Source organism: Pseudomonas sp. MWU16-30323 (assembly GCF_020515595.1).
In the GTDB taxonomy this organism is placed as follows: Bacteria; Pseudomonadota; Gammaproteobacteria; order Pseudomonadales; family Pseudomonadaceae; genus Aquipseudomonas; species Aquipseudomonas yamanorum.
This window is the reverse complement of record NZ_JAIWYM010000013.1, coordinates 108,713-127,326: the sequence shown is the minus strand read 5'-3', so window position 1 is coordinate 127,326 and position 18,614 is coordinate 108,713. Positions and strand designations below refer to the sequence as shown.

The window sequence follows — 18,614 nt, the reverse complement described above, 5'->3', positions numbered from 1 at the left end:
CTGACTCACCGACATTGGCGCGTATTCATCTTCGGGTGAGTGCGCGCTTTTTTCTGTTACGGCTATTTATCGGCCTTGATGACCGCGTAATCGCGCAATTTGTTCGCGATGGTGGTGTGGGACACCCCCAGCCGCTTGCCCAATTGCCGACTGCTCGGGTGTTCGGCATACAGGCTTTCCAACACAGCCTTTTCAAACCGACCGACAATCGCTTCCAACCCTCCCTCCAGGGAAAAATCGCCAAGCGGCTGACGCACCCCATAATCCGGCAGCCGAATATGCTCGGCCTTGACCGTCCCGCCCTCACACAATGAAACCGCTTGAAACAGCACATTCTCCAACTGCCGCACGTTACCCGGCCAATGGTAATGACTCAGCCGATCCATAGCGGCCGGCGCCAGCTTGGGCAGCGGGCAGCCAATCTGCCGGCTGGCCTGGTCAAGAAAATGCTCAACCAAGGGTGCCAGTCCGTCCAGGCATTCACGCAGGGGCGGGATATGCAGGGACAGCACATTCAGCCGGTGATAAAGATCCTGGCGGAATTCACCACGGGCACACAGTTCAGACAAATCCACTTGGGTGGCGCAGATAACCCTTACATCCAGGTACACCTCTTCATCGCTGCCAACCCGGCGGAAGCAACCGTCCTGCAGAAAGCGCAGCAACTTCACCTGCAGCCGCGCACTCATTTCCCCGACACCGTCGAGAAACAACGTGCCGCCCGCCGTCAGCTCCAGCAGCCCCAACTTGCCCTCCGCCCTCGCCCCTTCAAAAGCACCGGGGCCATACCCGAACAACTCGGTCTCGGCCATGGACTCCGGCAAACCGGCGCAGTTGAGCGCCATCAACGGCGACTGCCCACGGGGGCTGGCCAGGTGGCAGGCGCGGGCCAGCAGCTCTTTGCCGGTGCCGGTTTCGCCTTCTATTAATAGAGGCGCATCCAACGGTGCCATGCGCCGGGCTTCGCGCACCACGGCGGCCATGACTTTGGAGCTTTGGAAAATGCTGTCGAAGCCGCGCAGCTCTTGCTTGCGCACATTGTAGATACGCTCACCCACGCGGTCGGCACGGTGCAGGGTCAGCACCGCACCGGCCATGGCTTCGCTGTCGTCATGTTCAGAGGATTGCAGCGGGGCGATATCGGCCAGGAACACATCGCCCTTGACCTTGACCCGCAAGCCATTGATCCGCGATTTGCTGGCCCGTACCAGTTCCGGCAAATCGAAATCTTCGGCGTAGCGCGACAACGGAATGCCCGGCACCTCATCCACCCGCACCCCGAGCAACTGCGCCGCCGCACGGTTGGCGGCAACGATGGAGCCGCCCATGTCGATGGACAGCACTGGAAACTCCAGCGCTCCCAGCAGCGCGTTGAGTTCCATGTGCCGGCGTTCGCTGGGCATCAGCCCTACCCGCTTGACGCCAAACACCCCGGCAATCGCTTCGAACTGCGGGCGCAATGCCTGGAATTGCAGGTTCACCAGATTCGGGCAGAACAGGTAAATGGCATTGCCGTGTTCGCCACCGACTTCGCCCTTGGCGACGTTCACGCCGTACTCCACCAGCAGATTGAGGATGTCCCGCAGGATGCCGATGCGGTTCTGACAATGCACTTTGATACGCATGAGAAGGCCCGAAGAGGTGGAGGCGCTGCGTCTATTTGCCGCTGGGCGCAGATAATCGTCAAGATTATGTGACAGTCGCGAGGCGATTCACACCCAAAACACGCCACATACACAACGAGCCACCTCAACCGTAACGAAAACTTTACGAAACACAGTAACTTTTCCTACAAACCCATGACACGGGAGGATGGCTTCCTGGCTCAGGCGGCGTATCAATAGGCTTATCCCAGGACATAACAAGAACGAATGCCTAGCAGGAGAGCAGTATGAAGCAGACGCAGTACGTGGCCCGCGAGCCCGACGCGAACGGTTTTATCGACTACCCGCCCGAAGAACATGCGGTGTGGAACACCCTGATCACGCGCCAACTGAAAGTGATCGAGGGCCGTGCCTGCCAGGAATACCTGGACGGCATCGACAAGCTCGGCCTGCCCCATGACCGCATTCCGCAATTGGCGGAAGTCAACAAAGTGTTGGCCGAGACCACCGGCTGGCAAGTCGCCCGGGTGCCGGCGCTGATCCCCTTCCAGACCTTTTTTGAATTGCTCGCCAATAAGCAGTTTCCGGTGGCGACGTTTATTCGTACCCGTGAAGAGCTGGATTACCTGCAGGAACCGGACATCTTTCACGAGATCTTCGGCCACTGCCCACTGCTGACCAACCCCTGGTTCGCGGAATTCACCCACACCTACGGCAAGCTCGGCCTGGCCGCCACCAAGGAACAGCGCGTGTACCTGGCGCGCCTGTACTGGATGACCATCGAGTTCGGCCTGGTGGACACGCCTGAAGGCCGGCGCATCTACGGCGGCGGCATCCTGTCTTCGCCCAAGGAGACCGTGTACTGCCTCTCGGACGAACCCGAGCACCAAGCCTTCGACCCGCTGGAAGCGATGCGCACGCCGTATCGCATCGACATCCTGCAACCCGTGTACTTCGCCCTGCCCAACCTCAAGCGCCTGTTCGAAGTGGCGCAGGAAGACATCATGGGCATGGTTGAACGCGGGATGCAGCTGGGTCTGCACGCACCGAAGTTTCCGCCCAAGCCAAAAGCGGCTTGAGCTGCGGCTTTTAGGGCCAGGTGAGTCTGTTCCCTGGCCCCGCGTTGCTTTAGGGTGACGCCACTGACGACCGTTTTCCAAACACTCGATTTCAGGAATACCCACATGACCACGTTGAACCAAGCCCACTGCGAAGCCTGCCGCGCCGACGCCCCGCAAGTCAGCGACGAAGAGTTGCCGGTGCTGATCAAGCAGATCCCCGACTGGAACATCGAAGTACGCGACGGCGTGATGCAGCTGGAAAAGGTCTTCCTGTTCAAGAATTTCAAATTCGCCCTGGCCTTCACCAATGCCGTGGGCGTGATCTCCGAAGCTGAAGGCCATCACCCGGGCCTGCTCACCGAATGGGGCAAGGTCACCGTGACCTGGTGGAGCCACTCCATCAAGGGCCTGCACCGCAACGACTTCATCATGGCTGCGCGTACCGACGAAGTGGCCAAGGATGCCGAGGGCCGCAAGTAATGCATTTTGACGCGATTGGCCGGGTGCCCGGAGACCCGATCCTCGGGCTGATGGAGCTGTATGCCCAGGACCCCAACCCGAACAAGTTCGACCTCGGCGTGGGCGTGTACAAGGACGACCAGGGCCTGACGCCGATCCCGTACTCGGTGAAACTGGCCGAGCAGCGCCTGGTGGAACAACAAACCACCAAGACCTACATCGGCGGCCACGGCAATGCCGCGTTCGGTACGCTGATCAGTGAATTGGTGCTGGGCGCTGGTTCGCCGCTGCTGAGTGAACGCCGCGCCGGCGCCACCCAGACGCCTGGCGGCACCGGCGCGCTGCGCCTGAGCGCCGACTTTATCGCCCACAGCCTGCCTGGCCGTGGCATCTGGCTGAGCAACCCGACCTGGCCGATTCACGAAACCATCTTCGCCAAGGCCGGGCTCAAGGTCAGCCATTACCCGTATGTGGGCAGCGACAATCGCCTGGATGTAGCGGCGATGCTGGCGACACTGGCCACGGTCCCCAAGGGCGATGTGGTGCTGCTGCACGCCTGCTGCCACAACCCGACCGGCTTCGACCTGTCCCGGGATGACTGGCGCCAGGTGCTGAAGATTGTCAAAGAGCGCGAGCTGCTGCCGCTGATCGACTTTGCGTATCAAGGTTTTGGCGATGGCCTGGAACAGGATGCATGGGCGGTGCGGCTGTTTGCGGCTGAGCTGCCTGAAGTGCTGATCACCAGTTCCTGCTCGAAGAACTTTGGCCTGTACAGCGACCGTGTAGGCGCGCTGATTGTGTGCGCGACGAATGCCGAGAAGCTGACGGATGTACGCAGCCAGTTAGCGTTTATTGCGCGTAATTTGTGGTCGACGCCACCGGATCACGGGGCTGCAGTGGTGGCGACGATTCTCGGTGATGCCGGGCTGAAAAAGCAGTGGGCCGAGGAAGTTGAAGCCATGCGCGCGCGGATTGCACAGTTGCGTTCCGGGCTGGTGGAGGCGCTGGCGCCCCATGGGTTGTCGGAGCGGTTTGCGCATATCGCCGCGCAACGCGGGATGTTTTCCTATACCGGGTTGAGTGCGGAACAGGTGAAGCAACTGCGGGAGCAGCACAGCGTGTATATGGTCAGTTCCGGGCGTGCGAACGTGGCGGGGATTGATGCGACGCGGTTGACGTTGTTGGCCGAAGCCATCGCGGATGTTTCCCACACCTGACTGAAGAAACCGGATCCAAATGTGGGAGCTGGCTTGCCTGCGATGCAGACGACTCGGTCTGTCTATAAAACCGAGTTGATGCTATCGCAGGCAAGCCAGCTCCCACACTTGGACGAGCCAATCTTTAACCTGCCACCATCTCGGCCTTGAGCTGCGCCTCTTTCGCCTGGGCATCCGCCAACCGATACAACTCGATATGCCCATCCCAGTGCTCGATCAGCGCCGTGCACGACTCCACCCAATCCCCGCAATTGAGGTAATCCACCTCGCCCACCTTGCGAATCTCCGCATGGTGGATATGCCCGCACACCACGCCGTGCAATTCGCGCTTGGTCACTTCATGGGCAATCGCTTCTTCAAAATCACTGATAAAGCTGACCGCCGTCTTGACCTTGTGCTTGAGGTACGCCGACAACGACCAGTAGCCGTAGCCATAACGTGCCCGCCAGTGGTTCAGCCAGCGGTTGAGCGTGAGGGTGAATTCGTAGGCCGAATCGCCAAGGAACGCCAGCCAGCGGTGATACCGGGTGATCACATCGAACTGGTCGCCATGGATCACCAGCAGATGCCGGCCATCGGCAGTCACGTGCACCGCCTCATCCACCAACTGGATATTGCCGAGGATCAGTTTCGAATAACGCCGCAGAAACTCATCGTGGTTGCCGGTGACGTAGATCACCTCGGTGCCGCGTTTGCTCATGGTCAGCAGGCGCCGGATCACGTTGGTGTGGGCCTGGGGCCAATACATGCCGCTGCGCAGCTTCCAGCCGTCGATGATATCGCCCACCAAGTAGACCTTGTCGGCGTGGTAGCCCTTGAGAAAATGCGAGAGGTGTTCGGCCTGGCAATCCCGGGTGCCCAAATGCACGTCGGAAATCCACAGGGTACGCACGCGTTGCTTACGGCTGGGCTTGGCGAGTTCGGCGCTGGTCATGGGCATGCCTCACGGTGTTTTCGCGAGCTTGCGCCCATGGGGTTAATAGCCCATGACAGTGTTGCGTCAGTCTGATGACAGCGCCCAAGGCCGGTGAAGCGATGTAAACTGCGGGCCTGCCCAGGAGACTGCGATGAGACCCAACCTCACGCTACGCCACTACGTCGAAGAGCCTATCGCCCACAGCCATGACCACGCGCAGCTGGTGTTTGGCCTGTCCGGGCATCTGGACTTCGAGGTGGATGGCCGGGGTAGCCAGGTGCAACACAGCAGCGTGATGGTGCTGCCCTACGCCGCTCATCACGCGTGTATCAGCCGCGATGGCAGCCGCTGCCTGGTGCTGGACGTGCCCGATGAACACTGGTTGGCACAGTCCCTGGGGGAGCATGCCGACGCCAGCCGGCGCTTGCTCGACCAGTCCGCCCACCTGACCCTCGACAATCGCCAAAGCCAACTGGTGCAGTGGCTGGCGAGCAGCCCGGTGGACGACCCGCTGATTGCCCAGCAAGGCGCCGTATTGCTGCTGGCCAGCCTCAATCTCGTACAGGCGCCGACGGGCAAGCGCCTGCCGTATGCCGCGTTCGATGCGCATATCCAGAAGCACGCCGCGCACCCATTGCAAGTGGCAGACCTGGCGAAGATCGCCGACCTGTCCGTCGCCCGCCTGCATGCACGGTTTATCGCGGAATGCGGGCAGACGCCGATGGACTACCTGCGCACCCGACGCTTGCAGATGGCGCGCGACCTGTTGCGCAACAGCCAATTGCCCATCGGCGAGATTGCAGCGCGGGTTGGCTATGGATCGCAAAGTGCGTTTGCTGCGGCGATGTTGCGGGAGTTTGGCCTCTCGCCCCGCGCCTTCAGACGGGCGCCGCCCAGTGCAGGAGCTGGCTTGCCTGCGATAGCATCACCGCACTCTCTATGAAAGACCGAGTCGCTTGCATCGCAGGCAAGCCAGCTCCCACAGGGGATCGCTGCCTGGTAAGAGCCCTGCGACAAAAGCCGCGAGCCCAACGACAGACGCAAACGCCTGCCACCCTCTAGACTGCGATCCTGTAAACCCGTCGCTTAAGGATCGCAATGACTCCCCGCACAGCCCTCGGCGCCCTGCATATCGGCGCATTGATGTTTGGCCTCACTGGCGTGTTCGGCAAACTGGCGGCCGCTTCGCCGGCGATTATCGTGTTTGGCCGCGCCGCGTTCGCGGTCATTGCCCTGGCGATCTTTGCGCGCTTTGCCAGCAACACGCCCTGGCAGAAGCTGCAAGCCCGCGACTGGCGCCGCCTGCTGGTCAGCGGCCTGCTGCTGGCCGGGCATTGGGTGAGTTTCTTTATTGCGGTGAAGGTCGCCGGCGTGGCCATCGCCACCTTGGGCTTCGCGACCTTCCCGGCGTTCACGGTGATTCTCGAAGGCCTGATTTTCCGCGAGCGGATTCGCGCCAATGAAATCCTGCTGGTGGTGTTGGTGAGCATCGGCCTGGTGCTGGTGACGCCGGACTTCAACCTCGCCAGCCAGGCCACCAGCGGTCTGTTGTGGGCCGTCGGCTCCGGCTTGCTGTTCTCGCTGCTGTCGCTGAACAATCGCGCCAGTGGGCGCATTCCGCCGGTGCAGGCGGCCTTGTGTCAGAACGTCGTAGTCGCGCTGTGCCTGTTGCCGGTGGCTGCGCCCGGGCTGGCCGAAGTGCGCGCGCTGGACTGGCTGTGGATCGGCCTGCTCGGGGTGTTCTGCACCGGCCTGGCCCACAGCCTGTTTGTCGCCAGCCTTGCGGTGCTCAAGGCGCGCACCGCCGCGGTGGTGTTTGCCATGGAGCCGGTGTACGGCATCACGATGGCCTGGCTGCTGTTTGCCGAAACCCCGACCCTGCGCATGCTGATGGGCGGCGCGCTGATCATCGTCGCCATCGTGGTGTCCGGTCTGATGGGCAGCGCCAAACCGGCCAAGCAGCCGGCCGCCACAGCCGAGGTTCACTGAGTACGGTCGTTATGCCCCAGGTCCCGTTGCGGGTCGATCTGGTCGCGTACCCGTTGCTTGAGCACCTTGGCTTCGGGGAAGCCACCGTCGGCTTTGCGTTCCCAGATTTGCACACCGTTGCAGGTAATCCGAAACGCACCGCCAGTGGCCGGTTCCAGGGCCACTTTGCCAAGGTCATCGGCGAAGGTGCTCAACAGCTCCTGGGCCAGCCAGGCGGCGCGCAGCAACCACTGACATTGGGTGCAATACGTGATGACAATCTCGGGTTTGGCCGCTGACATGAATTGACTGGCTCCTGCTTGGCGGGTTGAAAGGATCGAGTGGCTATAATACCGGCCTTTATCGTCCTGCCTTGAGATTGATGATGCGCCGCCTGTTGTCCTGCCTGTTGCTGTGCCTGCTCCCTGTCCTCGTCCAAGCCGTCGAAAACCCGCGCCCGAAGATCGGCCTGGTGCTCTCCGGCGGCGCCGCCCGTGGCCTGGCGCACATTGGCGTGCTCAAGGCCCTGGAAGAACAAGGCATTCACATTGATGCGATTGCCGGCACCAGCATGGGCGCAGTGATCGGCGGGCTGTATGCCTCGGGTTACAAGATCGATGAGCTGGAAAAGCTCGCCCTGAGCATCGACTGGAAGCTCGCCCTGTCCGACGCACCGCCACGGGAAGACGTGCCGTTCCGGCGCAAGCAGGATGACCGGGATTTCCTGGTCAAACAGAAACTCAGCTTCCGCGACGACGGCAGCCTGGGCCTGCCACTGGGGGTGATCCAGGGTCAGAACCTGGCCTTGCTGCTGGAAAGCATGTTTGCCCACACCAGTAACGTACGGGATTTCGACAAGCTGCCCATCCCCTTCCGCGCCGTGGCCACCGACATCACCAGTGGTGAAAAAGTGGTGTTTCGCAAAGGCCACCTGCCCCAGGTGATCCGCGCCAGCATGTCGATCCCGGCGGTGTTTGCCCCGGTGGAGCTGGATGGCCGGCTGCTGGTGGACGGCGGCATGACCGATAACATCCCGCTGGATGTGGCGCGGGAAATGGGGGTCGACATCGCCATCGTCGTCGACATCGGCACCCCGCTGCGTTCACGCAAGCAACTCAACACCGTGGTGGACGTGCTCAACCAGTCCATTACCCTGATGACCCGGCGTAACTCCGAAGAACAACTCAAGGCCCTGGCCCCCCGCGACGTACTGATCCAGCCGCCATTGGCCGCTTACGGCGTGACGGATTTCGGTCGCGCCAAGGACATGATCGACGCAGGCTACCGCGCCACCCGCGCCCTCGACGTACGCCTGGCCCACTTGCGCCCGGCCGAGCCGGTAGACCCGTCCCTGGTGGCCGCCCGCACGCCCGGCGAGCGCAATCCGGTGATCACCGCGATCAAGGTGGAAAACGACTCCAAGGTGGGCGACGAGGTGATCCGCTACTACATCCGCCAGAACCTCGGCGAGCCTCTAGACATGGCCCGCCTGCAAACCGACATGGGCACCCTGTATGGCCTGGATTACTTCGAGCAGGTGCAATACCGCGTGGTGAAAAAGGGCAAGGACAACACCCTGGTCATCAGCGCCCGGGGCAAGCGCAGCGGCACCGATTACCTGCGCCTGGGGCTCAACCTGTCGGATGACATGCGCGGCGACAGCGCCTTCAACCTCGGCGCCAGCTACCGCATGAACGGCATCAACCGACTCGGCGCCGAATGGCTGACGCGGGTGCAGATCGGTGACAAGCAGGAGCTTTACAGCGAGTTCTATCAGCCGATGGACACCGGCTCGCGCTACTTCGTCGCCCCCTATATCAGTGCCCAGGCGCAAAACGTTGAACTGATCGAAGACAACAACCCGATCTCCGAGTACCGCCTGGAACGCTACGGCTTTGGCTTGAACGTGGGCCGGCAGATCGGCAACAGCGGCGAGATTCGTTTCGGCGTGGGCGAGGCCTGGGGCAAGGCGGATGTGCGCATTGGCGACCGGGATTCACCGAGCATCAACTTCAGCGAGGGTTTCTATGAGCTGAAGTACTCCTTTGACTCGTTCGACAACGTGTACTTCCCCCACACCGGCGAAGACATTGGCTTGGCCTTCCGTGAGTTCGAACCGGGGCTGGGTTCGGACCAGCGCTATCGCCAGTGGGAATTCAAGCTGGACAAGGCCATGAGCAGCGGGCCGGACACGCTGATCCTCGGCGGGCGTTATGGACGCACCCTGGATAAGTCGGATGTAGTGATTTCCAGCTTCCTGCTGGGGGGCGCGCGGCAGTTGTCGGGCTTTCGCGAGGATGCGATTGCCGGGCAGAACATCAGCCTGATGCGTGCGGTTTACTATCGCCGGCTGACGCCGCGGTCTTACTTGCCGCTGGATTTCCCGTTGTACCTGGGCGCGTCACTGGAACGCGGGCGGGCTTGGAACAACGACAATGAATACGACAGCGGGTACATCAACGCCGCCAGTATTTTCCTGGGGTTTGATACGCCGCTGGGGCCGTTGAATTTCAGTTATGGGTTTAACGATGACAATCAGCAGGCGGTGTACCTGAACCTGGGGCAGACGTTCTGACTACGCCGCAAAACCCATGTGGGAGCGGGCTTGCTCGCGAAGACGGAGTGTCAGTGAATACATGTGCTGACTGACACACCGCCTTCGCGAGCAAGCCCGCTCCCACATTTTTGATCTTCTGTGTGCTTGGGTTCAGGACTTCTCGAGGTTTCCGAGGATGTGCTCATGCACCCGCATGCACACTCGCAGATCCTCTTCATCGACACCCACAAACAGCTCATGGCGCAAGGCCGTGGCGATGGTTTCAATCTGTTCGATCAACGGCTTCGCGGTGTCGCACAGCACAATGCGCTTGGCGCGGCGATCTTCCACCACGGCCTGGCGTTGCACCAGGCCCTGGCTTTCCAGGCTGTCGAGCAAACGCGCCAATGTGGGCCCTTCTACCCCAACACTTTGCGCCAGCTCACGCTGGGTAGGCGGTTCGGTAAAACGGGCCAGGTGCAGCAGCACCAGCCAGCGTGCCTGGGACAAGCCCAGTCCGGCCAAACGACGATCCAGCTCGGCACGCCAACCTCGGGACATCTGCGCCAACTGCATGCCAAAACGGTGTTGATCGGTTAACGGCATAAAAAACTCATGGATTAGACTGAAAATAAAGTGTGGCTAATTATTAGTCAGCTAAGCATGACCCATGCCAGTAGGCAAGACCCGGTATGTACTGATTCGTTACATTGTCGTAATTGGCACATCAAATCTCGAATTCCGACTGCAAAGCGGCCCTGACGCAATACAAAACGCCTTCAGGCACACGCCCGGTAAACAGCGGCGCAATCTCGGAAACAGGTGGCAATTCGCCTTCTCCATCCAGGAATGCATCCTGGATTTCGCCGAGCAAATCTTCCGGCAAATCAAGGGCCTGCTCCAACGACAACTGCTGCTTGCCGATGGACTCGGCGAGCAAGGTGTAGACGTTCTTTTCCGAGCACTGCAACTGCCCGGCGATCTGGATCGGGGTCATGCCGGCGCGGGCCAGGCTGATCAACTCGTGGCGGATATCGGCCACCTCTTTCGGCGCCTCGACCTGGCCGCCGAGCACTTCGAGGAACGCCTGGCCGTAACGCTCCAGCTTGCGCGCACCCACACCGCTGACCCTGGCCATTTCGCCCAGGGTGGTGGGATGCTCGCGGAGCATTTCCAGCAACGTGGAGTCGGGGAAGATGACGTAAGGCGGCACGCTGTGTTCCTGCGCCAGCTTCTTGCGCAATGCACGCAAGGCTTCCCACTGTTCGCGCTCTTCGAAGCGCACCAGTTGGCTGGCCTGGCTGGTGCTGGTTTTGGGGGTGGTTTGCGGCTTGAGGTCGCGGCGCAGCTCCAGGCTGACTTCGCCCTTGAGCAGCGGCCGGCAACTGTCGTTCAAGCGGAGGCCGCCGTAGCCTTCCAGGTCGATGTCCACCAGGCCACGGGCGACCATCTGCCGGAACAGCGAGCGCCATTCGCCTTCGGCGCGGTCTTTGCCGACGCCGTAGACCGAGAGTTTTTCGTGGCCGAAGCTGCGAATCTTCTCGTTGTCCTTGCCCAGCAGCACGTCCACCAGATGGCCGACACCATAACGCTGGCCGGTACGGTAGATCGCCGACAACGCCTGACGCGCCGGTTCGGTGGCATCCCAGGTCTGCACGCCATCCACGCAGTTATCGCAGTGGCCACAGGGCTGGGGCATGTCTTCGTCGAAGTAGGCGAGCAAGGTCTGGCGACGGCAGCGGGTTTCTTCACACAGCGAGAGCATGGCGTCGAGCTTGTGCTGTTCCAGGCGCTTATGGCGCTCGTCGCCTTCGGAGTTCTGCAGCATCTGCTTGAGCATCACCACGTCTTGCAGGCCGTAGACCATCCAGGCATCCGCCGGCAGGCCATCACGGCCGGCACGTCCGGTTTCCTGGTAGTACGCCTCGAGGGATTTGGGCAGGTCCATGTGGGCCACGAAGCGCACGTTGGATTTGTCGATGCCCATGCCGAACGCGATGGTCGCGACCATGATCAAGCCTTCCTCGTTGAGGAAGCGCTTCTGGTGGTACGCCCGCAGTTCGTTGGGCAGGCCGGCGTGATACGGCAGCGCCGGGTAGCCCTGCTCACTGAGGAATGCGGCGACCTCGTCGACCTTCTTGCGCGACAGGCAGTAGACGATGCCGGCGTCACTGCGCCGATCGGAAAGGAACGCCAGCAACTGCTTGCGCGGCTGTTCCTTGGGCACGATGCGGTAGAAAATATTCGGCCGGTCGAAGCTCGAGAGGAACCGCTCGGCGTTTTGCAGGTGCAGACGCTCGACGATTTCTTCGCGGGTGCGCTTGTCGGCGGTGGCGGTCAGGGCGATGCGCGGGACGTTGGGGAACAGCTCCGCCAATTGGCCCAGTTGCAGGTATTCGCGACGGAAATCGTGGCCCCATTGGGACACGCAGTGGGCTTCGTCGATGGCGAACAGGGCGATTTCCAGGCTCTGCAGAAATGCCAGCATGCGCGGCTGAACCAGACGCTCGGGCGCCAGGTAAAGCATCTTCACTTCACCGCGCTTGATGCGGGCGGCGAGGTCGCGCTGCTGTTCGGCGCTGAGGGTGGAGTTCAACGCGGCAGCCGCCACGCCAAGTTCCTCCAGGGTGGCCACCTGATCATCCATCAAGGCGATCAACGGCGACACCACCACTGCAAGGCCTTCACGCAGGAGTGCCGGCACCTGGAAACACAGCGACTTGCCGCCGCCGGTAGGCATCAGCACCAGGGCGTCACCGCCGTTGGCCACGCGCTCAATGATCGCACCCTGGCGGCCACGAAAACTGTCGTAGCCGAAGATGTCCTTGAGGACGCGTTGAGCCTGCTCGAGCATGAAAAACTCCAAATATCGCCGAAATCCCTCTGTACAGGCTGGTCGAAAAAGCACGCTTGGGCGGGAAATAATCCGTAAGCGAACTTTTCCCGCGACTGGCGCCTAGCCTGTAGGGGCATCACAAAACGCGGCAGTATACCCGAGGGTCACCCGGCAAAGGGTGCCGTTGGTGAATTGCACAGGCCCATTGAATGGCCGGAAATGCTGGGAATTCATTCCGTCAGGTAGACCCAATTGTCCCCTTCGCGAGCAAGCCCGCTCCCACAAGCTGGCCTGGGCGCTCAAGAAAGCCTAGAATTGCCCATCGTTTATTCCCAAGGTAGTCCGTCAATGTCCTTCGCTGAGCAACTAACCCGCCTGCAAGCCTTCCTCGATGCCGATGAGCTGCACGACGAGGCGCTGGACTACGTGGCCGCCCACGGCTATCTGACCGCGCTGTCGATCTGCTCCGATGTCGTGCCTGATCGTGAATGGATCGACGCCCTGTTCTCTGAAGAGCCTCACTACAGTGATGCCGCCCAGCGCGAAGAAATCGAATCCACCCTGCTGGCCCTCAAGGCTCACATTGGCCGCCAACTGGCTTCCGATGAAGAGTTCGAACTGCCTTGCGACCTGGACCTCGGCGAAGACCCGGACGACTCCGAGCTGCGCGGCTGGTGCATCGGTTTCATGGAAGGCGTGTTCCTGCGTGAAGAGGCCTGGTTCGAAACGGCTGAAGAAGAAGTCAGCGAAATGCTGCTGCCGATCATGGTCGGTTCCGGCCTGTTCGACGAGCAACCTGAGTTCTCCGACATCGCCTCCGACGCCAACCTGATGGACGACATGATTGTTCAGATCCCGGAAGCGCTGACCGCCCTGTACCTGCTGTGCAACGCACCTGACGAAAAGCCGGCGATCCTCAAGCCTCGCCACCACTAAGACCCTTGCCCGTGGCGCCCATGGGCAATCGCTCTGTGATCACGCGCTACGTTCTGCTGGCCATCGGCTGGTTGAGCGTAGCGCTTGGGGTGATCGGCATCTTCCTGCCGGTGCTGCCCACGACTCCCTTCCTTCTGCTGGCTGCCGCCTGCTTCGCCCGTAGCTCCCCGCGCTTCTACCAATGGCTGGTGGAACACCCGCGCCTGGGGCCGTGGATCCGTGACTATCTGGATGGCAACGGGATTCCGCTCAAGGGCAAGGTGTATGCCATTGGGTTGATGTGGGTGAGTATCGGGTTTTCCTGCTACCTGGTGCCGCTGATCTGGGCGCGGGGGTTCATGCTGACCAGTGCGGTATTGGTGACGTTTTATATTTTGCGGCAGAAGACCTTGGCCAAGCGCTGAAGCACGCTCAAGACCAGCAATGACCTGTAGAGAGGGCGCTTGCTGTGGACAGGGAGCTTGATGTGGCGAGGGAGCTTGCTCCCGCTGGAGTGCGCAGCGCTCCCGCTTTTTTTGGGGCCGCTGCGCAGCCCAGCGGGAGCAAGCTCCCTCGCCACAGCACCCCCCCCCCCACCAGGAAGGCTCACCAGCGCGTTCAGCGCATTGGCGGCAAGCCATACGCCGCCAGATCAAACTCCGCCAGCTTGCGAATAATCTGGTCCGCATGGTGATACTTGCTGTCCGCCATCGCCTCATCCGGCACCGCAATCGCAGTCATGTGCGCAGCCTTGGCCGCCGTCACGCCAAACGGCGAATCCTCAAACACCAGGCAATCCTCCGGTGCCACACCCAAGCGCCGCGCCGCCGTGAGGAAGATATCCGGCGCAGGTTTGGCCGCCCCCACTTCCGGGTCATCCGCCGTCACGATAGTGTCGAACAGCCCAAACCACTCACGGTGCAGCGTGGTCTTGTGCCCAAACGAATTGCGCGACGAACTGGTGCCCACGGCAATCGGAATGTTATGCGCCTTCAAGTGCCGCACCAGCGCTTCAGCGCCCGGCATGCCCAAGGCCCTGGGGAAACGCTCGCTCATCAGCGGCTCGCGGATCACCAGGAATTCTGCAGGCGTAATCGGCAGGTCCAAAGCCTTGACCACGTAATCCGCCAGGTCCTGGGCGCCGCGACCGATGATGTGCTGCTTGATCCCCCAGTCATAGGTACGGCCGTAGCGTTCGGCGATGATCTGCGTGACTTCGGTGTAGATGCCTTCTGTGTCCAGCAACAACCCGTCCATATCGAAAATGACAGCCTTGATCGGGACAGCGGTACGCGGTGCATTCATCACTACAGATCCGTGGGCAAAAGGACTAAAAGGATTCAGCACAATAACGGCCCGCCTTGCCTGCAAGCAACCGTTAAGCTTCCGACCGGCAACACTGCCCTTTAGAATATTTACCTTCTCCCTGGAAGTGCCCCCAATGTTCTACCGCCTTTGCGCCGACGGCCTGGTGCTGTTTCATTTGTCGTTCATTTTGTTCGTGCTGTTTGGCGGTTTGCTCGCCCTCAAATGGCGGCCCGTGATGTGGCTGCATTTGCCCGCTGCTGCCTGGGGCGTTGCGGTGGAAGTGTTCCACCTGCCCTGCCCGCTGACCCGCTGGGAAAACCTGTTTCGTCATTTGGCCGGGCAGGAGGGTTACGGCGGTGGCTTCATCGAGCATTACATCCTGACCCTGATTTATCCGGCCGGGCTGACGCCGCAGATTCAGTTGGGACTGGGCGCGTTGGTGTTGCTGATCAATATCGCGGTGTATGTGCGGTTGATCAGGCGTTCTTAGGCAAGCAGCCGATACCAGCCAATGTCGCCTCAACCGCCTCATCCAACGGCGTGTGGGGTTCGCTGCCCAACACCTGCACCAGACGACGGTTATCCATGCGTACTTCGGTTTGCCACAGGTAGCGCATTTCCTGCATCTCACGGAAGGTGGTGACAAAGGGCGCGGCCAGTTTCAGCAGCCACCATGGGAAAGCCCTGACAGAAGGCTGGTGGCCGGTCCTGCGTGACACCACGCGCTGAATCGCCTGGCTCATCTGCCGACCATCGGCATCTATGTGCCCCGCCATATGAAAGCGGGCGAAGGCATCAAGGGTGTCGCGGCGTGCAATCAACTCGACCATGGTTCTCGCCACGTCAGGCAGGTAAGCCCACTGATGCCCCACGCCTGGCGCCCCTGGATAGCTCACGTTGGCCACCGGCTTTGCGGGCTTGACCAAGCCTTGGGAAAACCAGCTGCTGCCGGCCTTGGCGCCGAAAAAATCGCCCGCCCGCACGATCAGCGCCCGCGCGCCCTGCCGGGTCGCCTCAAGCAAACGCTGCTCCATCTCCACCCGAATCGCGCCCTTGCGGGTAAGTGGGTGCTGCGGCGAATCTTCCTCCAACCGCGCAAAGGCATCCGGCCCGAAGTTGTACACCGTGCCCGGCAGGACAATCGTCGCCCCTTCAGCGATAGCCGCCGCGACGCTGTTGTCGATCATCGGCAGCACCCGTTCTGCCCAGCGCTGATAACCGGGCGGGTTGACCGCATGCACGATCACCGAACAGCCCTTGGCCGCCGCGACGACTTCCTCACGGTTCAGCGCATCACCTTTTATCCAGGTGAAATCGGCGTTCTGCTTGTGAGCCTTATCCACATCCCTTGTCAGGGCGCACACCTGCCAGCCCGCAGCAAACAACTGCCGTGCCATCTCACCACCAATCCCGCCCGTCGCCCCCAACACCAGAACCTTGTTCATGCTTTTTCCCCTGAGGGCTGTTTGATGGGGCGATTCTGTTCGCCGGCAGGCTATAGAGGAATTGCCGAAGATGATCCAGACGCTATACATTTATGCATGGCATCGACTATTGGTTGGGAGCTTTACCGGTCATTCCTCGGGGTACTCAAGGAAGGATCGTTGTCGGGAGCCGCACGGCAGCTCGGCATCACCCAGCCAACGGTCGGGCGGCACATCGCTGCGCTGGAGAAATCCCTGAACGTGGTGCTGTTCACCCGTTCCGCCAGCGGCCTGCTGCCTACGGCCGTCGCCCTCACCCTGCGCACCCATGCCGAAACCATGGAAACCACCGCCGCCGCACTCGAACGTGCAGCCTCGCCTCAAGGCCCGGAAGTAAGCGGCGTGGTGCGGGTGTCTGCCAGCGAAGTGATCGGCGTGGAAGTCCTGCCGCCGATCATCACCCGCCTGCGCCAGCAGCACCCGCACCTCAAGGTCGAACTGGTGCTGAGCAACCGTCTGCTGGACCTGCTGCAACTGGAAGCCGACATCGCGGTGCGAATGGTCCGACCCAGCCAGGAACAACTGCTGGCGAAGCGCATCGGCGTTATCGAAGTCGGCCTGCACGCGCGCAACGACTACCTGCAACAACACGGCACGCCCCAGAGCCTGAATGACCTCACGGCCCATTCAGTCATCGGCTACGACCAGGAAAGCGCGTTCATCCGCAGCCTGGCCGTCAAAGGCTTCGACCGCAGCGCCTTTTCCCTCAGCAGCGACAGCGACCTCGCACAACTGGCCCTGATCCGTGCCGGCGCCGGTATCGGTGGCTGCCAGGTCAAACTGGCCCGGCAAGACACCCGCCTGAGCCGAGTCCTGCCGGACGCATTTGCCCTGCAACTGGACACCTGGGTCACCATGCACGAAGACCTGCGTAACAGCCCACGCTGCCGCGTCACCTTTGATGCCCTGGTGGCCGGTTTGCAGCATTACGTACAGGATTGAGACAGCTTCGCTGGTGAAGAATCAGAGTCCCTCAATCCCTTCATAGACGCCCCCATGTCCGAAGCCTTCGAAGTTCCCAGCCCCCACGAAAAACACGTTGAACATGCCACCGAACATGCCCACCGCAGCGGGGACAATTTCGCCAGCCGCATCGCCGTGATGACCGCCATCATGGCCACGGTCGGCGCCATGCTCAGCTACCAGGCTGGCTCCACCGAAAGCGAAGCGGCGATGGACAAAAACAACGCCGCCATCTTCAAGACCGAAGCCGCCAACCAGTGGAACTACTACCAGGCCAAATCCAGCCGGCAGAACCTCGCCGAGCTGGCGACCCATATTCCAGGGGTTGATGCCAAGCACTACACTGACGAGATCCAGCGCTATAAAACCCAGAAGGAAGACGTGCGCAAACAAGCCGAAAAGCTCGAAGCCACCTCGAAGGAATGGGATGAAAAGTCAGAGCAGGCGCTGCATCAGCATCACCGCTGGGCACAGGCGATGACCGCGATTCAGATCGCGATTTCGTTGGCGGCGATTACGTTGCTGACAAGGAAGGAATGGTTGAAGCGCATGGCGTATACCGCCGGTGGGGTGAGTGTGGTGTTGGGCGGGATGGCGTGGTTGCATATTTAGGTTCCATCCTGCCATCGCTATATAGTAAAACGCATAACGCCTGACACTATAAAGCCGAGGAAAAGCCGGTGACCGCACAATCATCCAAGGAAGCTGTGGGCGTCGCCTACAGCATCGACTCAATGCGCTACGCCCAGGCCATGACCTGGCGCGCCATCGAAGCGCTGTCCAGGCTCATCCGCCCCGGCATACTCGAATCCGAAGCCCGCGAACTCGGCAAAAAAGTCCTCGCCGACCTCGACATGCAGCGCATCTGGCACCCGTTGCTGGTGCGCTTTGGCGCCAACACCCTCAAGACCTTCAAGGAACGCTCCGACGGCGACACGGTGCTGGGGGAAAACGACATCTACTTCATCGACATGGGCGCCGTGTGGCAAGGCCATGAAGGCGATGCGGGGGCGACGTTCAGCACCGGCAACAACCCCGAGATGAAGGCATGTGCGAGCGCGGCAAAAGCGCTGTTTGATCGGGTTGAGCGGCGCTGGAGGAACGACAAAGTCGTCGGCCTGGAGCTGTATCGTTTTGCCGAAGAGCAAGCGAAGGAAATGGGTTGGGTGCTGAACCTGGACATCAAAGGGCACCGCGTCAGCGACTTTCCCCATGCGATTTACCGTGGCGGTGATCTTGGGGATTTTGACCAGTATCCCAATGAAGGGCTGTGGATTCTGGAGATACAAATTGCGCACCGGAGCGGAGCTTATGGTGCGTTTTACGAAGATTTGCTGGCTTAATTTT

At 61.1% G+C, this 18,614-nt stretch carries 19 protein-coding genes; 12 read left to right on the top strand and 7 right to left on the bottom strand.

What is annotated here, in order from left to right:
* Window positions 1-62 precede the first annotated feature (62 nt).
* A complete protein-coding gene (locus LIY45_RS17270; protein WP_226477014.1) occupies window positions 63-1,625 on the bottom strand; it encodes a sigma-54-dependent transcriptional regulator in 1,563 nt (520 codons plus the stop codon).
* Between the two features lie 266 nt (window positions 1,626-1,891).
* On the opposite strand from LIY45_RS17270, the gene phhA reads away from it, so the two are divergent.
* From phhA to LIY45_RS17255, 3 genes are all read left to right on the top strand, one after another.
* Window positions 1,892-2,683, top strand: a complete 792-nt coding sequence (gene phhA, locus LIY45_RS17265) for a phenylalanine 4-monooxygenase (protein ID WP_017477438.1) — start codon at window positions 1,892-1,894, stop codon at window positions 2,681-2,683.
* A 105-nt stretch (window positions 2,684-2,788) separates the two neighbouring features.
* The gene (locus LIY45_RS17260; protein WP_003214616.1) at window positions 2,789-3,145 is read left to right on the top strand and encodes a 4a-hydroxytetrahydrobiopterin dehydratase; all 357 of its coding nucleotides are present in this window, start codon (window positions 2,789-2,791) and stop codon (window positions 3,143-3,145) included.
* The gene (locus LIY45_RS17255) at window positions 3,145-4,341 is read left to right on the top strand and encodes an amino acid aminotransferase (RefSeq protein ID WP_226477013.1); all 1,197 of its coding nucleotides are present in this window, start codon (window positions 3,145-3,147) and stop codon (window positions 4,339-4,341) included. Before LIY45_RS17260 ends, LIY45_RS17255 begins: the two co-directional genes overlap by 1 nt.
* Before the next feature lie 124 nt (window positions 4,342-4,465).
* On the opposite strand, the gene LIY45_RS17250 is transcribed toward LIY45_RS17255, so the two are convergent.
* Entirely contained in the window at window positions 4,466-5,275 is an 810-nt protein-coding gene (locus LIY45_RS17250; RefSeq protein ID WP_003214618.1) for a UDP-2,3-diacylglucosamine diphosphatase, read from the bottom strand.
* 133 nt (window positions 5,276-5,408) lie between these two features.
* On the opposite strand from LIY45_RS17250, the gene LIY45_RS17245 reads away from it, so the two are divergent.
* Both LIY45_RS17245 and LIY45_RS17240 read left to right on the top strand, forming a co-directional pair.
* On the top strand, window positions 5,409-6,200 hold the full coding sequence (locus LIY45_RS17245) for an AraC family transcriptional regulator (RefSeq protein ID WP_226477012.1): 792 nt from the start codon (window positions 5,409-5,411) through the stop codon (window positions 6,198-6,200).
* Window positions 6,201-6,355: 155 nt separating this feature from the next.
* The gene (locus LIY45_RS17240) at window positions 6,356-7,246 is read left to right on the top strand and encodes a DMT family transporter (protein ID WP_226477011.1); all 891 of its coding nucleotides are present in this window, start codon (window positions 6,356-6,358) and stop codon (window positions 7,244-7,246) included.
* Here the strand turns inward: LIY45_RS17240 and LIY45_RS17235 are convergent.
* A complete protein-coding gene (locus tag LIY45_RS17235; RefSeq protein WP_226477010.1) occupies window positions 7,240-7,527 on the bottom strand; it encodes a SelT/SelW/SelH family protein in 288 nt (95 codons plus the stop codon). The genes LIY45_RS17240 and LIY45_RS17235 overlap by 7 nt on opposite strands.
* Before the next feature lie 83 nt (window positions 7,528-7,610).
* Between LIY45_RS17235 and LIY45_RS17230 the strand changes: the two genes are divergently transcribed.
* Window positions 7,611-9,800, top strand: coding sequence for a patatin-like phospholipase family protein (locus LIY45_RS17230; protein ID WP_226477009.1), 2,190 nt, complete (start codon window positions 7,611-7,613; stop codon window positions 9,798-9,800).
* A gap of 132 nt (window positions 9,801-9,932) precedes the next feature.
* Here the strand turns inward: LIY45_RS17230 and LIY45_RS17225 are convergent, their stop codons facing one another.
* Both LIY45_RS17225 and recQ read right to left on the bottom strand, forming a co-directional pair.
* Window positions 9,933-10,367, bottom strand: a complete 435-nt coding sequence (locus LIY45_RS17225) for a MarR family transcriptional regulator (RefSeq protein ID WP_017477432.1) — start codon at window positions 10,365-10,367, stop codon at window positions 9,933-9,935.
* 121 nt (window positions 10,368-10,488) lie between these two features.
* The gene (recQ, locus tag LIY45_RS17220) at window positions 10,489-12,615 is read right to left on the bottom strand and encodes a DNA helicase RecQ (protein WP_177071210.1); all 2,127 of its coding nucleotides are present in this window, start codon (window positions 12,613-12,615) and stop codon (window positions 10,489-10,491) included.
* A 330-nt stretch (window positions 12,616-12,945) separates the two neighbouring features.
* Between recQ and LIY45_RS17215 the strand changes: the two genes are divergently transcribed.
* Both LIY45_RS17215 and LIY45_RS17210 read left to right on the top strand, forming a co-directional pair.
* Window positions 12,946-13,533 (top strand): YecA family protein, encoded by a 588-nt coding sequence (locus LIY45_RS17215; RefSeq protein ID WP_017477430.1) that lies wholly within the window; start codon window positions 12,946-12,948, stop codon window positions 13,531-13,533.
* A 20-nt stretch (window positions 13,534-13,553) separates the two neighbouring features.
* Entirely contained in the window at window positions 13,554-13,937 is a 384-nt protein-coding gene (locus tag LIY45_RS17210) for a YbaN family protein (RefSeq protein ID WP_226477008.1), read from the top strand.
* A gap of 193 nt (window positions 13,938-14,130) precedes the next feature.
* On the opposite strand, the gene LIY45_RS17205 is transcribed toward LIY45_RS17210, so the two are convergent.
* On the bottom strand, window positions 14,131-14,817 hold the full coding sequence (locus LIY45_RS17205; protein ID WP_226477007.1) for an HAD-IA family hydrolase: 687 nt from the start codon (window positions 14,815-14,817) through the stop codon (window positions 14,131-14,133).
* Between the two features lie 136 nt (window positions 14,818-14,953).
* On the opposite strand from LIY45_RS17205, the gene LIY45_RS17200 reads away from it, so the two are divergent.
* A complete protein-coding gene (locus tag LIY45_RS17200; protein WP_017475760.1) occupies window positions 14,954-15,310 on the top strand; it encodes a DUF2784 domain-containing protein in 357 nt (118 codons plus the stop codon).
* Here the strand turns inward: LIY45_RS17200 and LIY45_RS17195 are convergent.
* Window positions 15,297-16,265, bottom strand: coding sequence for an SDR family oxidoreductase (locus LIY45_RS17195; protein WP_226477006.1), 969 nt, complete (start codon window positions 16,263-16,265; stop codon window positions 15,297-15,299). The genes LIY45_RS17200 and LIY45_RS17195 overlap by 14 nt on opposite strands.
* 96 nt (window positions 16,266-16,361) lie before the next feature.
* Here LIY45_RS17195 and LIY45_RS17190 point away from each other — a divergent pair, with 96 nt between their 5' ends.
* The 3 genes from LIY45_RS17190 (at window position 16,362) to LIY45_RS17180 (ending at window position 18,610) form a co-directional block, all read left to right on the top strand.
* Entirely contained in the window at window positions 16,362-17,246 is an 885-nt protein-coding gene (locus LIY45_RS17190) for a LysR family transcriptional regulator (RefSeq protein WP_226477005.1), read from the top strand.
* A 54-nt stretch (window positions 17,247-17,300) separates the two neighbouring features.
* Entirely contained in the window at window positions 17,301-17,879 is a 579-nt protein-coding gene (locus LIY45_RS17185; RefSeq protein ID WP_017475763.1) for a DUF4337 domain-containing protein, read from the top strand.
* A gap of 68 nt (window positions 17,880-17,947) precedes the next feature.
* The gene (locus tag LIY45_RS17180; protein ID WP_226477004.1) at window positions 17,948-18,610 is read left to right on the top strand and encodes a M24 family metallopeptidase; all 663 of its coding nucleotides are present in this window, start codon (window positions 17,948-17,950) and stop codon (window positions 18,608-18,610) included.
* The last annotated feature ends 4 nt before the right edge of the window (window positions 18,611-18,614 follow it).

Excerpts from the sequence above, each read along its gene's own strand:
- LIY45_RS17270 (WP_226477014.1), bottom strand. The coding sequence starts at position 1,625 with ATGCGTATCAAAGTGCATTGTCAGAACCGCATCGGCATCCTGCGGGAC.
- phhA (WP_017477438.1), top strand. The coding sequence starts at position 1,892 with ATGAAGCAGACGCAGTACGTGGCCCGCGAGCCCGACGCGAACGGTTTT.
- LIY45_RS17260 (WP_003214616.1), top strand. The coding sequence starts at position 2,789 with ATGACCACGTTGAACCAAGCCCACTGCGAAGCCTGCCGCGCCGACGCC.
- LIY45_RS17255 (WP_226477013.1), top strand. The coding sequence starts at position 3,145 with ATGCATTTTGACGCGATTGGCCGGGTGCCCGGAGACCCGATCCTCGGG.
- LIY45_RS17250 (WP_003214618.1), bottom strand. The coding sequence starts at position 5,275 with ATGACCAGCGCCGAACTCGCCAAGCCCAGCCGTAAGCAACGCGTGCGT.
- LIY45_RS17245 (WP_226477012.1), top strand. The coding sequence starts at position 5,409 with ATGAGACCCAACCTCACGCTACGCCACTACGTCGAAGAGCCTATCGCC.
- LIY45_RS17240 (WP_226477011.1), top strand. The coding sequence starts at position 6,356 with ATGACTCCCCGCACAGCCCTCGGCGCCCTGCATATCGGCGCATTGATG.
- LIY45_RS17235 (WP_226477010.1), bottom strand. The coding sequence starts at position 7,527 with ATGTCAGCGGCCAAACCCGAGATTGTCATCACGTATTGCACCCAATGT.
- LIY45_RS17230 (WP_226477009.1), top strand. The coding sequence starts at position 7,611 with ATGCGCCGCCTGTTGTCCTGCCTGTTGCTGTGCCTGCTCCCTGTCCTC.
- LIY45_RS17225 (WP_017477432.1), bottom strand. The coding sequence starts at position 10,367 with ATGCCGTTAACCGATCAACACCGTTTTGGCATGCAGTTGGCGCAGATG.
- recQ (WP_177071210.1), bottom strand. The coding sequence starts at position 12,615 with ATGCTCGAGCAGGCTCAACGCGTCCTCAAGGACATCTTCGGCTACGAC.
- LIY45_RS17215 (WP_017477430.1), top strand. The coding sequence starts at position 12,946 with ATGTCCTTCGCTGAGCAACTAACCCGCCTGCAAGCCTTCCTCGATGCC.
- LIY45_RS17210 (WP_226477008.1), top strand. The coding sequence starts at position 13,554 with ATGGGCAATCGCTCTGTGATCACGCGCTACGTTCTGCTGGCCATCGGC.
- LIY45_RS17205 (WP_226477007.1), bottom strand. The coding sequence starts at position 14,817 with ATGAATGCACCGCGTACCGCTGTCCCGATCAAGGCTGTCATTTTCGAT.
- LIY45_RS17200 (WP_017475760.1), top strand. The coding sequence starts at position 14,954 with ATGTTCTACCGCCTTTGCGCCGACGGCCTGGTGCTGTTTCATTTGTCG.
- LIY45_RS17195 (WP_226477006.1), bottom strand. The coding sequence starts at position 16,265 with ATGAACAAGGTTCTGGTGTTGGGGGCGACGGGCGGGATTGGTGGTGAG.
- LIY45_RS17190 (WP_226477005.1), top strand. The coding sequence starts at position 16,362 with ATGGCATCGACTATTGGTTGGGAGCTTTACCGGTCATTCCTCGGGGTA.
- LIY45_RS17185 (WP_017475763.1), top strand. The coding sequence starts at position 17,301 with ATGTCCGAAGCCTTCGAAGTTCCCAGCCCCCACGAAAAACACGTTGAA.